Below are 20,421 nucleotides of genomic sequence, written 5' to 3'. Positions count from 1 at the left end.
AAACGCTTTAAGGGATCGGAAAAAGGAGCCTCGCATGATGCCGAAAGCGGTTTTCTGGGACATGGACGGAACGCTGGTCGACAGCGAGCCGCTGCATGCGGCTGCCCTTGCGGCCGCGCTGCGCAGCGTCGGGATTGCGCCGCCGGCCAACCTGCATGAGCGCGTGCTGGGGATCGCGGCGTGGCCGGTCTACGAGATGCTGCGCGACGAGTTCGGCCTCGCTCTGCCCTTCGACGACTGGATCGGGCGCAAATACGACCATTATCTGCCGATGGCCGAAACGCTGAAGCCGCGGCCCGGTGCGATCGAGGTGTTCAACGAATTGCGGGCGCTCGGCGTCGAGCAGGCGGTGGTGTCCAATTCCGACCGGCTGATCGTCGACGCCAATCTGCGCGCCGTCGGCCTCACCTATCCGGGCATGATGACGGTCAGCCGCAACGACGTGATCGACGGCAAGCCGCTGCCCGAACCATTCCTGCGCGCGGCCTATCTCGCCGGCGTCGATCCGGCGGATGCTTTTGCCGTCGACGACAGCCTGACCGGCGCCATGGCCGGACTGGCGGCGGGCATGAAGACGATCTTCTGGCCAGAAGCGCCGATGGAGGGTCCGGCCGGGGCCATCGTCATCAACAGCGCCGAGGAGCTGCGCACGCAACTGGGGCTCTGAGCAGCTTCAGACGTCGGCGCCGCCCCTCATCCGCCTGCCGGCACCTTCTCCCCGTGAAACGGGCTACGGCACACATTTCCGAGCAGCTGGTCTCTGGCGATAGCGTGCATGGCAGCTTGGCGCATGCATTGTCTTATGTAGCGCTGGTCGACCCCCACTCCGTCTCGGCTTCGCCGAGACACCTCTCCCCCGATCGACGGGGTAGAGGAAGGGCGCCAAGCCTTTTGCCGTCAACGCCCGTCCAGCAACGCTCCCTTCCTTTCCCTCCGGAGGCGGAAGGTGGCGCTGCGAAGCAGCGACGGATTGGGGAACCACATGGCAATCAAGCCTCGGCCTGATCAGTCGCGCCAGTCACAGGAGATGTGTGCATAGCGTAGCCGGGGGAGCATCAATTCCGGTAAACCGGCTCTTCCTCGTCGAGGATCGCCTTCAGCTCGGCCAGGTGGCGCTCGGCCTGGCCGGGATAATCGTCCATCTCGCGCGCGGTCTTCTCGGCGATCTCGTCGGAGAGCGTGCGCAGCGGGCGGCCGGTCCACAGCGCCTTGATGTAGGTCTCGGCGGCGCGCTCGAAATAGAACATGCGGTTGAAGGCATCGGCGACGGTGTCGCCGATGACCATGACGCCGTGATTGCCCATGACCATCACCTTGACCTTGGGATCGGTGAGAAGCTGCGAGCAGCGCTCACCCTCCTCCTCGAAGGCCAGCCCGCCATAATTGGCGTCGACGACATGGCGGTTGAAGAACATGGCCGAGTTCTGGTCGACCGGCGGCAGCGTCGAATCGGCAAGCGAGGCAAGCACCGTGGCATGGATCGAATGGACATGCATGGCGCAGCGCGCATGCGGGACGTTGCGATGGATGGCGCCATGCAGGCCCCAGGCGGTCGGGTCCGGCGCGTTGGGGCCGGACAGCATTTCGGGATCGTTGGCGTCGATCAGCAGCAGGTCGCTCGCCTTGATGCGCGAGAAATGCACCTGGTTCGGGTTCATCAGGAATTTGGTGCCGTCGTCGTTGACGGACAGCGAGAAGTGGTTGGCCACCGCCTCGTGCATGTTGAGCCTGGCGGTCCAGCGGAAGGCGGCGGCGAGATCGACCCGCTCCTCGTAATAGGGCAGGTTGCTCAGCGGTTCCTTGTGCAGGCGGGCAAGGCTCATCGAAAATCCTCCTGTTTGGGTCAGAATGCCGTGCGAAGCCGCTGCCAGCAACCGCAAACTGGTAGGTCAGTGGCTTACGCGGCATGCCGCTCCGACTGCAGCCCGCCCTGCGCGACGATGAAATCGACCACTTCTTGCAAGCCCTTGCCGCGCGACAGATCGGTGAAGCCGAAAGGCCGCTTGCCGCGCATGCGGCCGGCATCGCTCTCCATGATATCGAGGTTGACGTTCACATAGGGCGCCAGATCGCTCTTGTTGATGATGAGGAAATCCGAGCGGGTGATGGCCGGACCGCCCTTGCGCGGGATCTCCTCGCCCTGACAGACCGAGATGACATAAAGCGTCAGATCGGCAAGGTCGGGCGAGAAGGTGGCGGCGAGGTTGTCGCCGCCGGATTCGATGAAGATGATGTCGAGGTCCGGGAATTTCTTGTTCAACTCGGCAATGGCGCGCAGATTGATCGAGGCGTCCTCGCGGATGGCGGTGTGCGGGCAGCCGCCGGTCTCGACGCCGACGATGCGCTCTTCCGGCAGCGCCTGCAGGCGCGCCAGCATCATGGCATCCTCCTTGGTGTAGATGTCGTTGGTGACGACGGCGATGGAGAAGTCGTCGCGCAGCGCCTTGCAGAGCTTTTCGGTGAGCGTCGTCTTGCCGGAGCCGACCGGCCCGCCGATGCCTATGCGAAGAGGACCGTTTTTCGACGTCATGCCGGAAACTCCGTGATGGCAAGGATTGCGAAGCCCAGCCCGATCAGCAGGCAGAGCGGCGAATAAAGGCGCTGGTCGAGCCGCGCGAAAGGCTGTTCGGGCGCAAGCCGGCGCCACCAGGGCGTGAAGCCGGCAATGCCGCGACCGAGGAAGACAAGGCCGATCATCAACGCCGTGGCCGCCAGGCCTTCCCGTGGAAAGGGCGTGGCGAACACACCAGCGAGCGCCAGCGGCCATAGCGTCGCGAGCGCCAGGCAGGCGGCGACCGCGAGGCTTGCGAAGGTCGAGGGCATCTCGTCGACGCCACGGAAGCCGACGACGGCGCGCGCGCAGGAGGCCTGGTCCGTGCCCGGCCAGATGCCGCCTATGCCCCAATAGACATGCAGCGTGGTGATCAGGAGCAGGACGAAGGAGAGGATGACGGCAAGCACGATCATGAGCGGAACAGCCTGGAGTATTGCGTCTCATGCTGCATCGCCATGATGTCGGACATGAAGGCCGCGCCGCCCAGATCGTCAAGCGTCGAGGCAGCCGCGTGGGCAGCCGTGTCTATGGCCGAGGTTCCAAAGCCGGCTAACAACGTGACGGCGTCGATCTGACCGACGACACCCAGCCTGATTGCAGCCTGCACGAGATTGGAGAAAAAAGCCTGCAGGAAGGCAGACAGCGCCTGCGCAAGGTCGATACCGCCGCTGCCGGCAACAGCGCCGACCGCAACGCAATAGGGGCAGTCGGCCGGCAGACGTCTCAACACCGGAGGCGACCAGGCGGCCGCCGCATGGAGAAAGGCCGCGCCCTGAAGCATGGTTTCCATGTGCCGTTCCTGCGACCCGGCAAGCGCTTCGGCCAGCGCGGCTACCTCATTGAGATCGCCACCGTCGCGCGCACGGCGCCAGCTTTCGGCGAACAGCACGGCGTCGTTCCAACCGGAGCCCAACTCGACCAGCGTCTCCAGCCAGCCGGCGAGATCTTTCCGATCGGCGATCAGCCCATCATGCACGGCGCGCTCGAGCCCGTGGCTGTAAGAGAAGCCGCCGACCGGAAAGGACGGCGACAGCCAGGCCATCAGCCGCAGCAGTGCGACGCTGGAAAGCCGCTCAGTCATGATGATGGTGGTGGCCGTGGTGATCGTGATCGTGATGATCATGATCATGGTGATCATGATCATGCGAATGGCCGTGGTCGTGCCCATGTCCGGAATAAGCGCCGCGCACCGGCCTGAACGGCAGCAGAACCTCATTCACCGTAGCGCCGAGACCTTCCAGCATCGCCTTGATGACATGGTCGCGCAGGATGAGGATGCGCTCCGCCTCGATCGCTGCCGCGAGGTGACGATTGCCGATGTGCCAGGCGAGCTCGGCGAGATGAACCGCGTCGCGGGCGCGGATGTCGTAGACCTCCTCGGGCGCTGCGACGATCTCGAGCTGGCGGCCGTCCTCCAGCTCCAGCCGGTCGCCATTGTTCAGCGCCACCGGTTCAGGCAGGTCGACCAGCACCTTGTCGCCGGCCGCGGTCTCGATGGCGCGGCGGCGCAGATGCCGCTCGTCATGTGGCAGCACGGCCTTGTCATAGGGCGGCGCCGAGCCAGCCTCGCCGGCTGGCAACACCGAGACGGCGCGCGGGAATTTGGTGAAATCGGTATTGATGTTGAGCTTCATTTCATGGCTCCGCCATTAGCTTGGGCACGGGCACGAGCGGGTCGCGACAGCACACGGTCGAAATAGGCATTCACCCGTTCGGAGTCGATCGGGAAGCGGCCGGCGCGGGCCCAGCCGCCCATGTCGCCGAGCAGGACATCGACGGCGGAAAACCGTTCGCCCAATGCAAAGGATCTGCCGCCAAGCCGCCGTTCCAGCGCCTTTATTTCGGATGCGAAATCATAGGCCGCGGCCGGGCCGACATCGACCCGCACGTCCTTGGGCAAAAGGAAGCGGTGGCGCAGCTTGTTCCATAGCGGCGCTTCCAATTCGCTCTGGGCGAAATGCATCCAGGAATCCATCTCGGCGCGGCCGGCGAGACCGGGATTGGCGCCCATGCCCTGATCCGCATGCTTGTCGGCCAGGTAGACGCAGATCGCCGCCGAATCCGTGACCTTGAGGTCGCCATCGATCAGGATCGGCACCTTGCCGGAAGGGTTGAGCGCATAGGCCTCCGGCGAGCGCAGCTTCACCTCGACGAACTCGTAGGGCTGGCCGAGCTCCTCCAGCATCCAGAGCACCCGGCTGACACGGGAGCCACGCGATCCGACGGCCTTGTACATGGTTGAATCCTGCCTTTCCCCAAATCCTAGACCAACGCAGGCATCGGCCCAACGCCACTTACACGATGGTGTCGAAGAGCCGCAGGATGAATGAGACCTGATAGATCAGCGCGGCCGCGACGAAGGCGATGTGGAAGCGGCGGTCGCGCACCAGGATCGCGACGATGCAGAGCGCGACGAAGACCGGCGTTCGGATCAAATATTCGTTGCCGAAGCGGGCGAAATGCTCCGGACCTTTGAGCAGCGTGTCGACCACGTCGAGCAGATAGGTCGCCGCCAGCAGCCCGAAGAACCAGCCGCGGCGCGAGTAGAAATAGTCCTCGTAGCTGGTGTAATCGAGCATCGAATCCGGAAACAGCAGCGCGCAGAGCAGGAACAGCGTGATGGCGTAGAAGATGATGAAAAGATATTTGCCGAAGGTCCAGTTCTCGATGGCGTAGAGGCCGAACTCCCACCACCAGAAATGCACCAGCATCAACAGCACCGAGCCTACCCAGGCGAGATGCACCGCGTAGAGCCGGTACTGACCGGGATGCTGGACGATGCGGGCCGTTCCCGAAAGCAACCGCGTGACGCCGAGGCCGATCACCATGCCCATGACTATACGAATATGCGGGAAGATATCGTGCGGAGAGGCGATTTCGGTGGCCATGCCTGATCACAATGCGGCTGTTCGAATGAGGCCGCATATTGCGGTCTGCACGCGCGAGCCGCAACCGGCCCTCCGTTAGATCACAGCAATGCAGGCAGGGAGGCAGTCCGAACCTCTCAGTCGCGAGCAAGCTGCTCCGGCAGCCACGGCTCCCCCGGGAGAAAATCTTGATCGAGTATATCCGCGATCTGGTAGGGGCAGTCGGCCGGGAAACTCTTCTTCGGCAAGCCCGTCTCGTCGGCTGCTCTCAGCCGCGCAAACTCGTATTCGGCAGCTAGCTGCTTTCGAGGATGAGCCTTCAAGCTTGGGCTTTCATCAATCAGGCTTTTAATCTGATGCCGCTGCTCGCGGATCGTAAGCAACCAGCCAACTTTCCGCATTTCCACCTGAAAATGCCATTTGAGCAAGTGCAGAAGCAAGGTACCCAATCGCTTCGTAATTTCCCGTCTGTCGCTCCGCCCCAAACTCTCGATCTCCTCGGCAAGGTTCTCGCGATCGAGGTGGGAGAGACGACCTTCGCGCAACAGCGCGCCCTGTTCGGCGCACCATTGAGCATAATCGGCCTCATAGGGCGTCAATTGCTGTTTTCGAAAAATCTTGTTCATTTGGGTGATACTGCTCTCAAAGCGAGCAATTTCCAAGCCCAGCGAGAAAAGGCAGGGCCCGTTCGGCCTCCCAATATCTTCACGGCCACATTTGACAAAGGCCATGCGCTTTCAACGAAGGCTCATTTTACAAATTGGGCTTGTACTTGATCGAGTTCATGAACTGCGGCAGACGCAATCGGTCTCAAAACAGGAAATATCTCTGAGCCATCGGCAGCACGGTCGCGGGCTCGCAAGTCAACAGCTCGCCGTCGGCCCGCACTTCGTAGGTTTCCGGATCGACCTCGACATGCGGCGTGGCGTCGTTGAGCACCATCGAATGCTTGCCGATGCCGCCGCGCGTGTTCTCGACCGCGATCATCGCCTTGTCGACGCCCAGCCTGCCCTGCAGGCCGGCGTCGAGCGCCGCCTTCGAAACGAAAGTCACCGAGGAGTTGGTCAGCGCCTTGCCATAGGCGCCGAACATCGGCCGGTAATGCATCGGCTGCGGCGTCGGGATCGAGGCGTTCGGGTCGCCCATCGGAGCGGCCGCGATCGAGCCGCCGACCAGCACCATCTCCGGCTTGACGCCGAAGAAGGCCGGATTCCACAGCACCAGATCAGCCCGCTTGCCGACGGTGATCGAGCCGATCTCCTTCGACAGGCCGTGCGCGATGGCCGGGTTGATGGTGTATTTGGCGATGTAGCGGCGGACGCGGAAATTGTCGTTGCCGCCGGTTTCCTGCGGCAGCGCGCCGCGCTGGCGCTTCATCTTGTCGGCGGTCTGCCAGCAGCGGATCGCCACCTCGCCGACACGGCCCATGGCCTGGCTGTCGGAGGAGATGATCGAGAAGGCGCCGATGTCGTGCAGAATGTCCTCGGCGGCGATCGTCTCCTTGCGGATGCGGCTCTCGGCGAAGGCGATGTCCTCGGGGATCGAGGGCGACAGATGGTGGCAGACCATCAGCATATCGAGATGCTCGGCCAGCGTGTTGACCGTGTAGGGCCTGGTCGGATTGGTCGAGGACGGGATGACGTTGGGCAGGCCGCAGACCTTGATGATGTCGGGCGCGTGGCCGCCGCCGGCGCCCTCGGTGTGGAAGGCATGGATGGTGCGGCCCTTGATGGCCGCCACGGTGTTTTCGACGAAGCCCGATTCGTTCAGCGTGTCGGTATGGATCATCACCTGCACGTCATAGTCGTCGGCGACCGACAGGCAGCAGTCGATGGCGGCGGGTGTCGTGCCCCAGTCCTCGTGCAGCTTCAGCGAACAGGCGCCGGCCAAGACCATTTCCTCGAGCGCCGCCGGCTTTGAGGCATTGCCCTTGCCCGACAGGCCGATATTCATCGGGAAGGCGTCGAAGGACTGGATCATGCGCGCCATGTGCCACGGTCCCGGCGTGCAGGTGGTGGCCAGCGTGCCGTGCGCCGGGCCGGTGCCGCCGCCAAGCATGGTGGTGACGCCGCTCATCAGCGCTTCCTCGATCTGCTGCGGGCAGATGAAGTGGATATGCGCGTCGAAGCCGCCGGCCGTCAGGATCCTGCCCTCGCCGGCGATGATTTCCGTGCCCGGCCCGATGATGATGGTGACGCCGGCTTGCGTGTCCGGATTGCCGGCCTTGCCGATCGCGGCGATGCGGCCGTCCTTGAGGCCGATATCGGCCTTGACGATGCCGATGAGCGCGTCGACGACCAGCGCATTGGTGATAACGGTATCGACCGCGCCGCCGGCCCGCGTCACCTGGCTTTGGCCCATGCCGTCGCGGATGACCTTGCCGCCGCCGAATTTCACTTCCTCGCCGTAAACGGTGAGGTCTTTCTCGACCTCGATGAACAGTTCGGTATCGGCGAGCCTCACCTTGTCACCGATGGTCGGCCCATACATCTGCGCATAGGCGGCGCGGGTTATCCTGGCCATCAGCGATTGCTCCCGAAATTCAGGTTGCCAAAAGTAAGGTTGTTTGGGCGCGGACTGCACATTGTCGCCATCCAATGGTCACGCAATGACCCGCTCGGCGACACCTTGCGCTCCCATTTGGCGGTTGAGGTGGCCCGGTCAGCCCAAAACGGCCGTTTGCCAAATCGATGGAAGGAATATCCATGCTCAAAGCGATTGTTCTCGCCGCAACCGCCGCCACGTTGATGGCGGGCGCCGCGAATGCCCAGCAGCAGCCGACGCCGCAGCCCAGCCCCGCGCCCGCCGCGCCCGCCGCGCCCGCCGCGCCGAAGGCTCAGCCCGCGGCGCCGTCGATCCAAAGCGTCAACGTGGTCGACATCACCGAATTGCCCAAGGACACGCAGACGCAGGTCAATCAGATCGTGGCGCAACGCGGCGATGCCGGCCTGCAGACATTGCGCAAATCGATCGACGCGACGCCGAAGGTGAAATCCGCCCTCGAAGCCAAGGGGGTGAGTTCGGCGCAAGTGATCGCCGCCAGCTTGCAGCCCAATGGCGCGCTGACGCTGATCACCAAGAAGGCAAGCTGATTGCACGACCAGGCGGGCCGCTTCGCGGTCCGCCGGCCAGCTTTTGAAGGGAACCTGCGGCCAGGCAGGACCGTTTCGCTGTTTTCGCCCCGCCACGAGTTCAGTCAGGAGCGAGCGATGGCGAACGCCCCGCACCTTGCAAAATGGAGTTCCGTGGTTGCCACGCTTTTGGCGGCCGCTTTCGTGGCCGCGCCACATGTTGCACTCGCGGCGCAGCCGCTGGACAGCGACAGGCCTGCCGCGGCAATCGTCGATTCCAACATCCGCCAGGAGGAAGCGCTCTCCAGGACGGAAGCCGGAAAGGTCATCACGGCCATCGACCGCACCCGCGACAACATCGGCGCGGTGCGCAAGACCACCAAGCTCGACACGGTCGACATCGTCTTCCTGACCGACGCGGCGCGCAGCGAAGGCGGGCCGCCGCCCGTCATCGAGAACAAGGTGAAGCAGCATAAGGACGATGTCGCCGAACTTCGCCAGGAGATCGAGGCGAACGCCCTGCTCTTCAACGCGATCGATTCGCGCCGCGTTCTGGCCGAGGACGTGCTTGCGGTGGAGTTCGACAATCCCGGCAGGATTGTCATCTACGCCGCAGCCAAGCCTCCGAAGTGATATCAGCGCGGCGGCGGACCTCACAACTTGCCCATCACCTTCTGCTGGAAGCCATAGACTTCGCGCTTGCCGCCCAGCGGCACCAGCGTGACATCGCGCTCCTGTCCCGGTTCGAAGCGCATGGCGGTGCCGGCGGCGATGTCGAGCCGCATGCCGCGCGCGCGTTCGCGGTCGAATTTCAGGCCCTCATTGGTCTCGAAGAAATGATAATGGCTGCCGACCTGGATCGGCCGGTCGCCGCTGTTGGCGACCTTGAGCGTCACCATGGGCAGGCCTTTGTTCAGCTCGATGTCGCCTTTGGCCGTGATGACTTCGCCGGGGATCATTGCGGCCTCACAGCACGCCGAAGGCAAGGCCGACGCCAACCGCCGCACAGGCAGCGCCGGCGGCGCGCGCCAGGCGGCGGAAACGCGAGCCTAGCCCAAGACCGGCCGCAATGCCGACGCCGTGGAGCAGCGCCGTGGCGGCGGCAAAGCCCGCCATATATTCGAGGCCAGTGGCGTTTTCCGGCACTTCCGTGCCATGCGCGTGCCCGTGGAACAGCGCGAACAGGCCGATGATGGCGACCCCGGCCGAGACCGGCAGGTCGATCGCCAGCGCCACCAGCAGACCGAGCGCCACGACGGAAGCGAGGATGCCCGGCTCGACGAAAGGCACCGGCACATACAGCATGCCGAGCGCGCCGCCGACCAGCATCACGCCGACAAAGGCGAGCGGCCAGGCCCAGATAGCCTTGCCGCCCTTCAGCGCCGCCCACAGGCCGACCGCGATCATCACGGTCATATGGTCGAGGCCGGACAGAGGGTGCGCGAAGCCGGCGGAAAAGGACGAGGTCGCGCCGACGCCGACATGGGCGTAGGCCGGCATGGCGGCTGCCAGGAACAGGATCGCGGCAAGCGTGGTACGTTTCGTCGAAGCGGGGATCATCTTTCTGCCTTTCCAATTGACCTGGTCAAGCGGCCTTGCGCGGACCGCAGCCTTCGGCCTTGAGCACGCGTTTGGTCGATGGCGGATATTTCGTCAGCTTGGCCGCCGGCCGGATCGGCCGCGGCGAGAAATTGCCGCCGCAATTGGGGCAGACGCCACCCAGCACATTATCCACGCAGTCGGCGCAGAAGGTGCATTCGAAGGTGCAGATCAGCGCATCGGTCGCGTCCGGCGGCAGATCCTTGTCGCAGCATTCGCAATTCGGCCTGAGCTCCAGCATCGGTCTCACCTTATGGGTTCGTGCACGGTCACCAGCTTGGTGCCGTCGGGAAACGTCGCCTCGACCTGGACGTCGTGGATCATCTCGGCGATGCCGTCCATGACTTGGGCGCGGGTGACGACATGGGCGCCCGCCTCCATCAGTTCCGCGACCGTGCGGCCGTCGCGCGCGCCTTCGACGACGAAGTCGGTGATCAGGGCGATGGCTTCGGGATGGTTCAGCTTGACGCCTCGCTCCAGCCGCTTGCGCGCCACCATCGCCGCCATGGCGATGAGCAGCTTGTCTTTTTCACGCGGCGTCAGGTTCATGCAATGTCCCGGCAATCGAAATCAGAGTGACCACAATTTGGGCAGGCCCGCCCGCCCATTGAGCAATTCGACCAGCGGAACCAGCCGCTTGCGGAGCTGGTAGCCGTCGCCGGCACAAAGCCTCGCAAGAAGCTTGCCAGATCGGCCGACGCGCCAGAAACTGGCGCCGCCTCCCATAAGGGAATCGCCGATGATGGCGCGGGCCGGTTCCAGCAGGCTTTCGGCCTGCGGCGAAACGAGCAGCAATGTGGCGACGGCAAGCGCGCCGCCGGCCGCCGCCGGCCGCCGCAACGTTGCCGCGATATCCGGCCCAACGCGAAAATCCTCCGCATGGATCAGCGCGCCGCCCTGGCGGACCCGCCAGCGGTCATGGAAACTGCCGTTGGTTGCGCGCTCGCCCATCGCCAGCCGGCCGAACAGCGTGGCTTCGAGCACCAATGCCTCGGCATCGTCGCCAAGCTCGACATCCAGCGTGCGAGCGAAGGCGGCGCGGTCGAAAACGATGGTTTCCTGCGGCAGCCAGGCCACGCGGCCGCCCGGATCGACCCGCAGGCGGACGCTTGTCTCGGCCCTGTCGGCGGCGGCGCGATAGACCTTCTCGCAGGCCTGGGTGGTGATGGCGGCGAAGGCGTCGGCGCCGACCTCGACCGTCCAGCCGAGGCGGTCGCCGCCGGTCAGGCCGCCGGCGGTGTTGATCAGCACCGCCTCGAGCGGATCGCCTTGCACCGCCGGCAGACGGATCTTGGCCGATCCGTCCTGGTAAAGCCGCCGCAGACGCGTCCGGCCGCCGCTTTTGCCGCAGAAAAGCCTGCCTAGGCCGGCAACACGTTGCGCGGCAGGCAAGGAAGGGGCCGCCAGGGGCGAGGCAGGTTGGGATGTCAAGGTGTCGTCGATCATGTCCACGATCCCAGGTTAAGCACTCCGCCGGCTTTGTCGATATCGCTTGTTGCTTGACATCGTTTCGGTTTCTATAGAGGGAAGCCACCTTGGAGCGGTCGCGCGGTGCCTGGCGAGGTAAGGGCGACGGCGTTTGTTGGGTCCGGGGATCAAAAAGGGGCGCTGATCAGTTGGCGTCGGGCAACGACAGGGAAGGAACCGAATGGCTGACCAACTGACGACCGAGATCATCGAAAAGATCAAGGCCCATGCCGATACCGGCGGCGAGGAAATCACCGCCAGCACCGATCTCGGCACGCTCGGCATCCATTCGCTGGAGCTGACCGAGATCATCTTCGATCTCGAGGAAAAATACGGCATCGAGATCGAGATGAATACGGTCGACGCCTGGAGCAATCTCAAGAACGTCGGCGACATGGTCGAGGCGGTTCGCGAACTGATCGCGAAAAAAGCCTGACTTCATGCAAAAACGCGTCGTCATCACCGGCATTGGCGGGATTTGCGGGCTTGGCAACGATGCGCCGGCGATGTGGGAGGCCATGCGCGCCGGCCGCTCGGCCATCGGCCCTATCGACAACCCGTCGCTGCATGATCTCAAGGTCAAGACCGGCTGCGAGATCAAGGAATTGCCGGACCATGGCATCGACCGCAAGCAGGTCGTGTCGATGGACCGCTTCAGCCTGCTGGCGGTGATCGCCGCGCGCGAGGCCATGAGGCAGTCCGGATTGACGGCGCACGCCGACAACACCTACCGGATGGGGGCAATCGTCGGCATCGGCGTCGCTGGCTTCGAGACCATCGAAGAGAATTACCGCGCCATTCTGCTCGAGGGGCGCAACCGCGCCGCGATCTTCACCGTGCCGAAAGTGATGCCGGGCGCGGCCGCCGGCCAGGTCAGCATGAATCTCGGGCTGCGCGGCCCTGTCTTCGGCGCCACTTCGGCCTGCTCGTCCGCCAACCACGCGATTTCCTCGGCCGTCGACCAGATCAGGCTCGGCCGCGCCGACGTGATGGTCGCCGGCGGCACCGAAGCGCCGCTGGTGTGGGGCGTGCTGAAGGGCTGGGAGGCGCTCAGGGTGCTTTCGCCCGACACGTGCCGGCCGTTCTCGGCCGATCGAGCAGGCCTGGTGCTCGGCGAAGGCGCCGGCATGGCGGTGCTGGAAAGCTACGATCACGCGATGGCGCGCGGCGCCACCATTTTGGCCGAGATCGCCGGCGTCGGGCTTTCGGCCGACGCCTCCGACATCGTCGCGCCGACCGTGGAAGGGCCGGAAGCGGCCATGCGTTTCTGCCTGGCGGATGCCGGGCTCAATCCGGAAGATGTCGACTACCTCAACGCGCACGGGACCGGCACCAAGGCCAACGACCAGATCGAAACCGCGGCGATCAAGCGCGTCTTCGGCGAGCACGCGCGTTCGCTTTCGGTATCGTCGACCAAGTCGATGCATGCGCATTGCCTCGGCGCTTCCGGCGGGCTGGAGATGATCGCCTGCGTGATGGCGATCCGCGACGGCATCGTGCCGCCGACCGCCAATTACCGCGAGCCGGACCCGGAATGCGACCTCGACGTGACGCCGAACACGGCGCGCGAGCGCAAGGTGCGCGCCGCGCTCAGCAACAGTTTCGCCTTCGGCGGGACCAATGCGGTGCTGGCCTTCAAGGCGGTCTGATCTAGCGATTCCGTTGACTGTGCACGGCAAGCCGCTTGCCGGTGTATTGATCCGGCCGGCCAGGGTCCTAATTCTTTGTTCACCCGCCATGAGCGCCGCCCCGGCGCCAATCCGCATCCGGAGTTTCCGATGACCGACCTGTCCGCCTTTCCGATCGCCAAGCGCTGGCCGGCCGAGCACCCCGATCGCTTGCAGCTTTATTCCGCCACGACGCCCAATGGCGTGAAGGCGTCGATCGCGCTGGAGGAGATCGGCCTGCCCTACGAACCGCACTACGTCGACATCGGCAAGAACGAGAGCTGGACGCCGGAATTCCTGTCGCTCAATCCGAACGGCAAGATACCGGCGATCATCGATCCGGACGGTCCGGGCGGCAAGCCGATCGGGCTGTTCGAGTCCGGCGCTATCCTGCTCTATCTGGCCGACAAGACCGGCAAGCTCATTCCCGCCGATCCGGCGCGGCGCTACGAGACGATCCAATGGGTGTTCTTCCAGATGGCGGCGATCGGCCCGATCTTCGGGCAGGTCGGCTTCTTCCACAAATTCGCCGGACGCGAGATCGCCGACAAGCGGCCGCTGGAGCGTTACCGCGACGAGTCGCGGCGGCTGATCGGCGTGCTCGAAACGCGGCTGAAGGGCCGCAAGTGGATCATGGACGACGACTACACCATTGCGGACGTGTCGATGCTGGGCTGGGTGCGCAACCTGATCGGCTTCTACGAGGCGCGCGACCTGGTCGGTTTCGATGATTTCCCGACCGTTGCCGAATGGCTGGAGCGCGGCCTGGCACGGCCGGCGGTGAAGCGGGGCCTTACCATCCCGGCGAAAGGCTAAGAGCTATTTCGCCTTGGCCTTCGCGCCGCCGCGGCCGAACACGGAGGCCGCGAGCCGCGCGGTGGCGACGACCGCTCCTGTCGCGACGCTGGCCACGGTGCGGATCGGCCCCGATTTGCCAGCCGGCGACTTGGCATGTTTCGCGCTCTTGGCCGCGATCTTGTGGGCCGCGCCAGGCGTCACTTTCTTTGGCGCCGCCTTGCCGAAAGCCGGCTTGGCGTCTTTCGGCCGCTCAGCGATTGTGGGGCCGGCGCCAGCCTTGGCCTGCGTCGCCCTGGACTGGTTGGCCCTGCTTTTCTTGGGCGCGGGTTTTCTGCTGTTGGTTGCCATCTGACGGCTCCTGTCATTTTCTTTTTTGCAATTCCGGAGGCAAAGCACTGCGCCTTCCTGGAACTGTTCCGGCGCCGGACAATTCGGGACAGGATCATAACGGCGTGAAAACCTTAAAGTTCCCGCCGGAAAATATTGAAAATTGAGCAGGTTAACCAATAACCAAGGAACCAACGACCATATCGGCCGGCCGGCGCCGCGCCAGCACCCGCTCGATGTTTGGCATGTCGTTGGAGGCGATCCAGGCGCGGGCGTCCTCGTCGGACTTGCCGTGCTCGCGCCAGCGCTCCATCAGGCGGCGCTCGAGTTCATTGCGCGGCACGTCGACGAAGATGGTGAAATCGAACAAAGGCGCGAGCCGCGACCACGGCTCCTCGTCGAGCAGCAGGTAATTGCCCTCTACCAGGATGAACTTGGTGTCGGCGCCGACGATCTCGGCCGCCGCGCGTGACAGTTCGATGCTGCGGTCGAACACCGGGATGGCGATGTCGGGTTCGCCGGAGCGGATGCGCTTCAGCAGCGTCTCGAAGCCGGCGAAATCGAAGGTTTCCGGCGCGCCCTTGCGGGGGCGAAGGCCGCGACGGTCGAGAATGATGTCGTCATAATGGAAGCCGTCCATCGGCACGACTTCCGAGCTGCCTTCCGGCAGCAGCTCATGCAGCGAAGCGGACAATGTCGACTTGCCGGAGCCGGGCGGACCAGCGATGGCGACGACGAAGCGCTTGGCCTTGCCGGCGCGCTTGAAGATGGCGGCTGTGATATGGGCGATCTCGGACATCGGCGGCTTTCCGGCTGCGGTTCGGCCGGCATCTTGGCGGGTGTGGATGGAAATTTCAAACCTCGTTCCGAAGTTTCGGCGGCCTGCACGCCTTCGAGATTAGCCGAGACGTCCATCCCATCGTCATCCACGGGCGGAGCAAGGAGCGTTGCGACGCGGCGCAGACCTGCGGATCCATTCCGTGCCCTTGAGGGTTGCAACGGCGCAGAATTCTGCTCGGCTCACGCCTTTCTATCGAGGTAACGGCAAGGATTCCAGGGGCTCCGCGACAGAGCTTCGCTCCTTGTTCCGCCCTGGAATGACGAATTTCTAGACGCGCTGTCCCCGGACCTCTCACGCAGGAACCGAGCGGCCGATGCGCAGGAACCCGCCGTCGAACGGCAGCTCCCGCGCCGCGCCGCCGGCGGTGACGACGCGCAAGCGGTCAGGCGCCGATTCCAGGCCGCCCGGCGGCTCCGCACCCGCGAGCGGAACCGCGCCGATGACATGGCGGAAGGAGATCGACCGTCCCTCGGCGAGCGCGAAGGCCGTTGCCACGCCTTCATGCTTCAACCAGTTGTCGCCGAGCGAGGCGGCGTGGCCGACGGCCGTGCGGCCGTCCTCGACGCCGAGCACGCCGACGTGACGGCCGCTCCAGGGCGCGTAGTCGCGGCCGCCATTGCTGAACCACAGCATGGTCACCGGCAGTTCGGCCGGGTTCTTCAGCACCAGCACCAGGTCCTGCTCGGCGTGGCGGGCTATCGCCGTCCAGCCCGGGCCGCCGTGATCCGCCTCGACCAGGGTTATGAAATCCTCGCGCCTGTCTTCCATGCGATAGTCGGTGAGGTCGGTTGTGCCGCCGGCGGCCAGAGGGACCTTTGTGAGGTCGCGGGCGCGGGCCGGATAGGCCAGCCGAAAACGCCCGCGCGCCGGATCGGGCTCCGGCGGCGTCGGGGGCGTGACGGCCATGCGCTTCGGCGAGAAGGCCAACCGGCCGCCGCCCTTCATCACCGTCATCGGATGGTGGGCGACGGAGATCGCGCCGGAGCCGCCGGAAAAGATGTGCTCCTGGTAGAGGAAGGGATGACCGTCGCGCAGCGTGAAGACCTTGTCGATGGTGGCGCCCATCACCTTGCGGCGCAGCCGGAACACGGCGCGCCAGCCGCCGGCAATGGCGCCGTTCTCGACGATGTCCCACTGACTGTTGGCCGGCCAGCCATGCAGGGGTGCGGCCTCGACATCGCTGGTCGAGAATGGCGCGCAAAGGAAATCGCCGGACAGGCGCACCGTGCCTTCCGGCAGGGTTTCCGGCAGGCTCTCGCGCGGCGAACCGACCCAGGGCGCGCGATGCAGGGGTTTCAGAACGCGGCCGTCGGCTTCGATGTCCATGGCGGCGATATGGCCGACCGCGAGATCGAGCGAGACCGAGATGCCGTTTGCGCCGATGGTGAGCGTGTCCATGAATGTCTCCCGCGAATCTTTGCGCAAGAAAAGCCTGTTCGATGGAGCGCGCGCAAGCGGAGCGACCAGCATTTTGCATCAGCGCGTTTGCGCCCTATGAAATCCCATAGCGGCAAGGGGGGGCGGGGATGGCAAAGCGGGGACGCGCCGGTGTGTCTGAAAGACTGCAAAACCTGGGCAAATGCTTTGCTGTGCGCGTTAACCAGTTGGACGCGGCGGATGGGTTACGCTAGCTTCGCCGCGTCTCAGCAACAGCTTTAGAACAAGTCTTGCCCCGTCCCTTCCTCCAGAAACTCATCGCCATATTGGCATTGCTCGCGTCGCTTGCCGGCTGCACCACCACGCCGCCGGAAAGCGTGCTGGCCGTGCCGGCGCAACCGCAGAAATATGCGGCGATCGTGGTCGACGCTTCGTCCGGCAAGACCCTGTTCGAGGTCAATTCGAGGTCGCAGCGCTATCCCGCGTCGCTGACCAAGATGATGACGCTCTACATGCTGTTCGAGGCGCTGGAGTCCGGCCGCGTCACCAAGGAAACGCGGATCCCGGTTTCCGATCACGCCGCCTCGCAGCCGCCGACGAAACTGCGTTTCCGGCGCGGCGAAACGATCGACGTCGATTCCGCCATCCGCGCCATGGTGGTGAAGTCTGCCAACGACGTGGCGGTGGCCGTGGGCGAATATCTGGGCGGCGGCTCAGAGGACCAGTTCGCCGCCATGATGACCACCAAGGCGCGCTCGCTCGGCATGACCGGCACCAGTTTCCGCAATGCATGCGGCCTGCCCGACGACGGCCAGGTGACCACGGCGCGCGACATGGCGGTGCTGGGCATGGCGCTGGAGCGCCGCTTCCCGCAGCATTTCCACTATTTCTCCGAAAGCGACTTCATGTTCCGCGGCCGGCTGGTGCGCGGCCACAACGACATGCTGGGACGGGTGCGCGGCGTCGACGGCATCAAGACCGGTTACATAAGAGCTTCCGGCTACAACATCGTCACCTCCTACAATGCCGACGGGCGGCATCTGATCGTGGTGGTGATGGGTGCCGATACCGCGCGCCAGCGCAACGATCATGTCGAGGCGCTGATCCAGCGCAGCCTGGGGCCGACGACCGCCGATGCAACCCAGCCCCGGCTGATGTATTCCGGGCGGCAGCCGGCTTCGCCACTTCCCCAATTGCCGCCGCCGGACTCGGCTTTGCCAGGGCTGCCGCTGCCGGGTTCGGCGACGCCTGCGTCGACGCTGCCGGGTTCGCCGGCATCCGATCTGCCGTCGGCGGATCTGGCCTCGCCCAGTGCGCCGCTGCTGCCGACGCCGGCACAGAAGGGCGGGGCACTTGTCGGCTCGTCATTCTAGGGCGGAGCAAGGAGCGAAGCGACGCGCGCAGACCCTAGAATCCATGCCGTGACCTGTGAACGTCACGGCGGCGCAGACAATGGCACCGGAGCGCCAGCCTAGGCAGCCTCTTTCCGCACCGCTGCATTCCTCGGCAGGCGTAACGGCATGGATTCTAGGGTCTGCGCGACGCTTCGCGTCGCTCCGCCCTAGAATGACGAACCGAAAGTGGCTCGCCGCCCGTAGACCCTACCGAACCACCAGCACGGGGATCTCCGTCAGCGACACCACTTCCGCCGTCTGGCTGCCCAGAACCAGGCGGCCGATGCCGCGGCGGCCGTGCGAGGCCATGACGATGAGGTCGCTGCCTTCACTGGCCGCAACCTCGAGGATCGCTTCGGCGGGCGTGCGGTTCTCGATATGGATGCCCTTGGAGGCCACGCCCTTCGCATCGGCCTCGGCCTTGCATTTGTCGAGCAGCTCGCTTGCATATTTGCGCGCGCTTTCCTCGTAATTGACCAGTTCGTCGGCGGCGACGTAGCCGGCCATGGCGCCGCCCCAGGCCAGCGCGGGGAACTGCTCGGAGACGGTGACGAAAGCCACGGTGGCGCCGAGGCCCTTGGCCAGCTCCAGCCCGTGTGCGACGCCCTTCTGGGCCAGTTCCGAGCCGTCGGTGGCGATCAGGATTTTCTTGTACATGGTGGCTACCCCTCATTTGCGGGGCGATGCGCGCCCCAATTGGCGGGAGCCTGAACGATCAGGCCTGATTTGGATATAGTCAGCCTATCAGGCCAGCCACAGGGGCCAGCTTGATCTGGATCATGGCCAGCCGGCGGAGACGATTGCTCCAGGGGAGATTGGATAATCGCGAACGGCGCCCTCCCTCTCATCTCGACTTCGCCGAGCCGAGGCGGAGTGGGGGCGGCGCCGACCTATGCAATTGCGCGTGGCGGCTGGCGACGCCTCTCACCTTCCCACCCAATCACAAGAACTTGTTCGGTCACACGGGATTCACACTGGCAATGGATATGCTGCGCCGGCTTGGCGTATCGTAGCCGCAAAGCCCGCGAACAGGAGCACCGACCATGGCAGGCGACCCGAAGGCGTCCGCGCAAGTCCAGGCCGACAACGAGAACGACATCGCCGGCGAATATCTCGAGGCGGAGACCGTGCCGGAGGATGCGCAAGCCGCCGCCGACGAGATCCTCGAAGCGCCGGAGGTGCCGGATTCCGAGCCGCATGTGCCCGGCCGGATCAAGCCGAAGAAAAAACCCTCGGCGATCAGCGGCAGAAAGTTCCGCAAGCGCGACCTGGTGCGCGTCGATGATCTGAGGCCCAGCCTCGCCGACCGCATCCGCTCCGACCATCCAGACCTGCCGCGCGGCGCCCGCATCAGCCGCGAGGAGCTCGGCCGCTACCGCATGCGCTACATGGAGGAATTGCTGCAGCAGGAGCACGGCGAATTCTCCGAGCTCGACCGCCAAGTGGTGGAATCGATCGCCAGGCAAGACACGATCTCGGAAAACTCGGAAGAGGAGTTCGAGGAGCACCGCTCCTTCGCCGACCGCGTCTCCGACACCATGGCCGAGTTCGGCGGCAGCTGGTGGTTCCTGATCTCGTTCGGCGGCGTGCTGCTGATCTGGATCGGCATCAACCTGATCGCCGGCCTGGCCCACGCCTTCGACCCCTACCCGTTCATCTTGCTCAACCTGATGCTCTCCTGTATCGCCGCCATCCAGGCGCCGGTGATCATGATGAGCCAGAAGCGGCAGGAGGCCAAGGACCGGCTGCGCTCCTTCAACGACTACCGGGTGAACCTCAAGGCCGAGCTCGAAGTGCGGCACCTGCACGAAAAGCTCGACTACCTGATCTCGCGCCAATGGCAGCGCCTGGCCGAAATGCAGCAGATGCAGCTCGACGCCATGCACGAGCTGGCCGGCGCGAAGAAGCAGAAGCGGGCGACAAGGGCGGTGCGGAGGAAGACGGCGAAGGTGCCGGCGGAGGGATGAGGAGCTAGGGTTGCTCGCCCCAAAAAGTGGTCCGTGGGAAGGGCGAGGCCCGCGGTTCGCCCCGGAACGGAGGCTCGACGAAACCGAGACGGAGAGGGGGCGCCATCTCCGATGGCTTATCAGTCGGACAATCGACCCATCACAGGCCGCCGCACAATCGCCAATTGGCCGTTGAAGCTAGGTGCGGCTTCCGCTAAGAAGCCCGTGGCTGGCCGGCTTACCGGCTGGTTCGTTTTCCGGTTCCCCGGGAAGCACCCGTAGCTCAGCTGGATAGAGCGCTGCCCTCCGAAGGCAGAGGTCACAGGTTCGAATCCTGTCGGGTGCGCCAAATTATCTTGGGTCCGTTCCGGACACATGGGTTACGGTTTATACCGGAGACATGGGTAACACTTTTGGCCCGAAGGGGTTTTGGAGTGGTTCGAGCCTGCATGTCTCATCATCGAAGTATCCCAAATCATAGTCCATGAAGCTGGTCAGCCAGATATGGTCCTC

At 64.7% G+C, this 20,421-nt stretch carries 25 protein-coding genes, 1 tRNA gene and 1 pseudogene; 9 read left to right on the top strand and 18 right to left on the bottom strand.

The annotated features are described in order from the left end of the window. Positions 1–34: 34 nt before the first annotated feature. On the top strand, positions 35–667 hold the full coding sequence (locus FJ418_RS29050; protein WP_140859570.1) for an HAD family phosphatase: 633 nt from the start codon (positions 35–37) through the stop codon (positions 665–667). Between the two features lie 388 nt (positions 668–1,055). On the opposite strand, the gene FJ418_RS29045 is transcribed toward FJ418_RS29050, so the two are convergent. The 9 genes from FJ418_RS29045 to ureC all read right to left on the bottom strand — a co-directional run bounded on the left by FJ418_RS29045 (position 1,056) and on the right by ureC (position 7,947). After that, positions 1,056–1,823, bottom strand: a complete 768-nt coding sequence (locus FJ418_RS29045) for a class II aldolase and adducin N-terminal domain-containing protein (protein WP_140871608.1) — start codon at positions 1,821–1,823, stop codon at positions 1,056–1,058. 74 nt (positions 1,824–1,897) lie between these two features. Beyond that, entirely contained in the window at positions 1,898–2,530 is a 633-nt protein-coding gene (gene ureG / locus FJ418_RS29040) for an urease accessory protein UreG (RefSeq protein WP_140871605.1), read from the bottom strand. After that, positions 2,527–2,967 carry a DUF3995 domain-containing protein gene (locus tag FJ418_RS29035; RefSeq protein WP_140785167.1) on the bottom strand — a complete coding sequence of 147 codons (441 nt, stop codon included), beginning with the start codon at positions 2,965–2,967 and terminating at the stop codon, positions 2,527–2,529. The genes ureG and FJ418_RS29035 overlap by 4 nt, the downstream gene beginning before the upstream one ends. Further along, positions 2,964–3,635, bottom strand: coding sequence for an urease accessory protein UreF (locus FJ418_RS29030; protein ID WP_140871640.1), 672 nt, complete (start codon positions 3,633–3,635; stop codon positions 2,964–2,966). Before FJ418_RS29030 ends, FJ418_RS29035 begins: the two co-directional genes overlap by 4 nt. Further along, positions 3,628–4,188, bottom strand: a complete 561-nt coding sequence (gene ureE / locus FJ418_RS29025) for an urease accessory protein UreE (protein WP_140871603.1) — start codon at positions 4,186–4,188, stop codon at positions 3,628–3,630. Before ureE ends, FJ418_RS29030 begins: the two co-directional genes overlap by 8 nt. Then, positions 4,185–4,790 carry a glutathione S-transferase family protein gene (locus tag FJ418_RS29020; RefSeq protein WP_140871601.1) on the bottom strand — a complete coding sequence of 202 codons (606 nt, stop codon included), beginning with the start codon at positions 4,788–4,790 and terminating at the stop codon, positions 4,185–4,187. Before FJ418_RS29020 ends, ureE begins: the two co-directional genes overlap by 4 nt. Before the next feature lie 58 nt (positions 4,791–4,848). After that, a complete protein-coding gene (locus tag FJ418_RS29015; protein ID WP_140871598.1) occupies positions 4,849–5,442 on the bottom strand; it encodes a hypothetical protein in 594 nt (197 codons plus the stop codon). Positions 5,443–5,558: 116 nt separating this feature from the next. Continuing rightward, on the bottom strand, positions 5,559–6,152 hold the full coding sequence (locus tag FJ418_RS29010; protein ID WP_246683266.1) for a DUF29 domain-containing protein: 594 nt from the start codon (positions 6,150–6,152) through the stop codon (positions 5,559–5,561). A gap of 79 nt (positions 6,153–6,231) precedes the next feature. Continuing rightward, on the bottom strand, positions 6,232–7,947 hold the full coding sequence (ureC, locus tag FJ418_RS29005; protein WP_181167138.1) for an urease subunit alpha: 1,716 nt from the start codon (positions 7,945–7,947) through the stop codon (positions 6,232–6,234). 179 nt (positions 7,948–8,126) lie between these two features. Here ureC and FJ418_RS29000 point away from each other — a divergent pair, with 179 nt between their 5' ends. Both FJ418_RS29000 and FJ418_RS28995 read left to right on the top strand, forming a co-directional pair. Then, positions 8,127–8,513: a hypothetical protein gene (locus tag FJ418_RS29000; RefSeq protein ID WP_140871591.1), complete on the top strand. Its 387-nt coding sequence runs from the start codon at positions 8,127–8,129 to the stop codon at positions 8,511–8,513. Between the two features lie 117 nt (positions 8,514–8,630). Continuing rightward, entirely contained in the window at positions 8,631–9,125 is a 495-nt protein-coding gene (locus tag FJ418_RS28995) for a hypothetical protein (protein WP_140859576.1), read from the top strand. Positions 9,126–9,145: 20 nt separating this feature from the next. Here the strand turns inward: FJ418_RS28995 and FJ418_RS28990 are convergent, their stop codons facing one another. From FJ418_RS28990 to FJ418_RS28970, 5 genes are read right to left on the bottom strand one after another with little or no spacing between them, the layout of a single operon-like run. Next, the gene (locus FJ418_RS28990) at positions 9,146–9,451 is read right to left on the bottom strand and encodes an urease subunit beta (protein WP_140655997.1); all 306 of its coding nucleotides are present in this window, start codon (positions 9,449–9,451) and stop codon (positions 9,146–9,148) included. Positions 9,452–9,458: 7 nt separating this feature from the next. Continuing rightward, positions 9,459–10,052 carry a HupE/UreJ family protein gene (locus tag FJ418_RS28985; RefSeq protein ID WP_140871588.1) on the bottom strand — a complete coding sequence of 198 codons (594 nt, stop codon included), beginning with the start codon at positions 10,050–10,052 and terminating at the stop codon, positions 9,459–9,461. 25 nt (positions 10,053–10,077) lie between these two features. Further along, the gene (locus FJ418_RS28980) at positions 10,078–10,332 is read right to left on the bottom strand and encodes a DUF1272 domain-containing protein (protein WP_140859578.1); all 255 of its coding nucleotides are present in this window, start codon (positions 10,330–10,332) and stop codon (positions 10,078–10,080) included. A 5-nt stretch (positions 10,333–10,337) separates the two neighbouring features. Further along, a complete protein-coding gene (locus FJ418_RS28975; protein WP_140859579.1) occupies positions 10,338–10,640 on the bottom strand; it encodes an urease subunit gamma in 303 nt (100 codons plus the stop codon). Between the two features lie 21 nt (positions 10,641–10,661). Further along, positions 10,662–11,537 carry an urease accessory protein UreD gene (locus FJ418_RS28970; RefSeq protein ID WP_140871585.1) on the bottom strand — a complete coding sequence of 292 codons (876 nt, stop codon included), beginning with the start codon at positions 11,535–11,537 and terminating at the stop codon, positions 10,662–10,664. A 202-nt stretch (positions 11,538–11,739) separates the two neighbouring features. On the opposite strand from FJ418_RS28970, the gene FJ418_RS28965 reads away from it, so the two are divergent. The 3 genes from FJ418_RS28965 to FJ418_RS28955 all read left to right on the top strand — a co-directional run bounded on the left by FJ418_RS28965 (position 11,740) and on the right by FJ418_RS28955 (position 14,041). Continuing rightward, on the top strand, positions 11,740–11,994 hold the full coding sequence (locus tag FJ418_RS28965; RefSeq protein WP_041003067.1) for an acyl carrier protein: 255 nt from the start codon (positions 11,740–11,742) through the stop codon (positions 11,992–11,994). 4 nt (positions 11,995–11,998) lie between these two features. Continuing rightward, complete coding sequence (locus FJ418_RS28960) at positions 11,999–13,207, top strand: beta-ketoacyl-[acyl-carrier-protein] synthase family protein (protein WP_140702031.1); 1,209 nt, start codon at positions 11,999–12,001, stop codon at positions 13,205–13,207. A 129-nt stretch (positions 13,208–13,336) separates the two neighbouring features. After that, the gene (locus tag FJ418_RS28955; RefSeq protein WP_140646825.1) at positions 13,337–14,041 is read left to right on the top strand and encodes a glutathione S-transferase N-terminal domain-containing protein; all 705 of its coding nucleotides are present in this window, start codon (positions 13,337–13,339) and stop codon (positions 14,039–14,041) included. Between the two features lie 3 nt (positions 14,042–14,044). Here the strand turns inward: FJ418_RS28955 and FJ418_RS28950 are convergent, their stop codons facing one another. From FJ418_RS28950 to FJ418_RS28940, 3 genes are all read right to left on the bottom strand, one after another. Beyond that, complete coding sequence (locus FJ418_RS28950; RefSeq protein ID WP_140871582.1) at positions 14,045–14,371, bottom strand: hypothetical protein; 327 nt, start codon at positions 14,369–14,371, stop codon at positions 14,045–14,047. Positions 14,372–14,522: 151 nt separating this feature from the next. Beyond that, positions 14,523–15,149 (bottom strand): nucleoside triphosphate hydrolase, encoded by a 627-nt coding sequence (locus FJ418_RS28945; RefSeq protein ID WP_140871579.1) that lies wholly within the window; start codon positions 15,147–15,149, stop codon positions 14,523–14,525. A 333-nt stretch (positions 15,150–15,482) separates the two neighbouring features. Further along, the gene (locus FJ418_RS28940) at positions 15,483–16,589 is read right to left on the bottom strand and encodes a hypothetical protein (RefSeq protein WP_140871576.1); all 1,107 of its coding nucleotides are present in this window, start codon (positions 16,587–16,589) and stop codon (positions 15,483–15,485) included. A 356-nt stretch (positions 16,590–16,945) separates the two neighbouring features. On the opposite strand from FJ418_RS28940, the pseudogene FJ418_RS28935 reads away from it, so the two are divergent. Beyond that, a pseudogene (locus FJ418_RS28935) lies at positions 16,946–17,686 on the top strand (D-alanyl-D-alanine carboxypeptidase family protein); the annotation flags it as partial. Between the two features lie 483 nt (positions 17,687–18,169). Here the strand turns inward: FJ418_RS28935 and FJ418_RS28930 are convergent. Beyond that, complete coding sequence (locus FJ418_RS28930) at positions 18,170–18,619, bottom strand: universal stress protein (protein ID WP_140646832.1); 450 nt, start codon at positions 18,617–18,619, stop codon at positions 18,170–18,172. A 386-nt stretch (positions 18,620–19,005) separates the two neighbouring features. Between FJ418_RS28930 and FJ418_RS28925 the strand changes: the two genes are divergently transcribed. Both FJ418_RS28925 and FJ418_RS28920 read left to right on the top strand, forming a co-directional pair. Further along, a complete protein-coding gene (locus tag FJ418_RS28925; protein WP_140655965.1) occupies positions 19,006–19,929 on the top strand; it encodes a DUF1003 domain-containing protein in 924 nt (307 codons plus the stop codon). A 251-nt stretch (positions 19,930–20,180) separates the two neighbouring features. Then, positions 20,181–20,257, top strand: a tRNA-Arg gene (locus tag FJ418_RS28920). Positions 20,258–20,421 lie beyond the last annotated feature (164 nt).

Origin of the sequence: Mesorhizobium sp. B2-8-3 (assembly GCF_006440815.1) — a bacterium.
Classification (GTDB): domain Bacteria; phylum Pseudomonadota; class Alphaproteobacteria; order Rhizobiales; family Rhizobiaceae; genus Mesorhizobium.
Note: the sequence above shows the minus strand (reverse complement) of the source record. Positions and strands in the feature narration are given on the sequence as shown.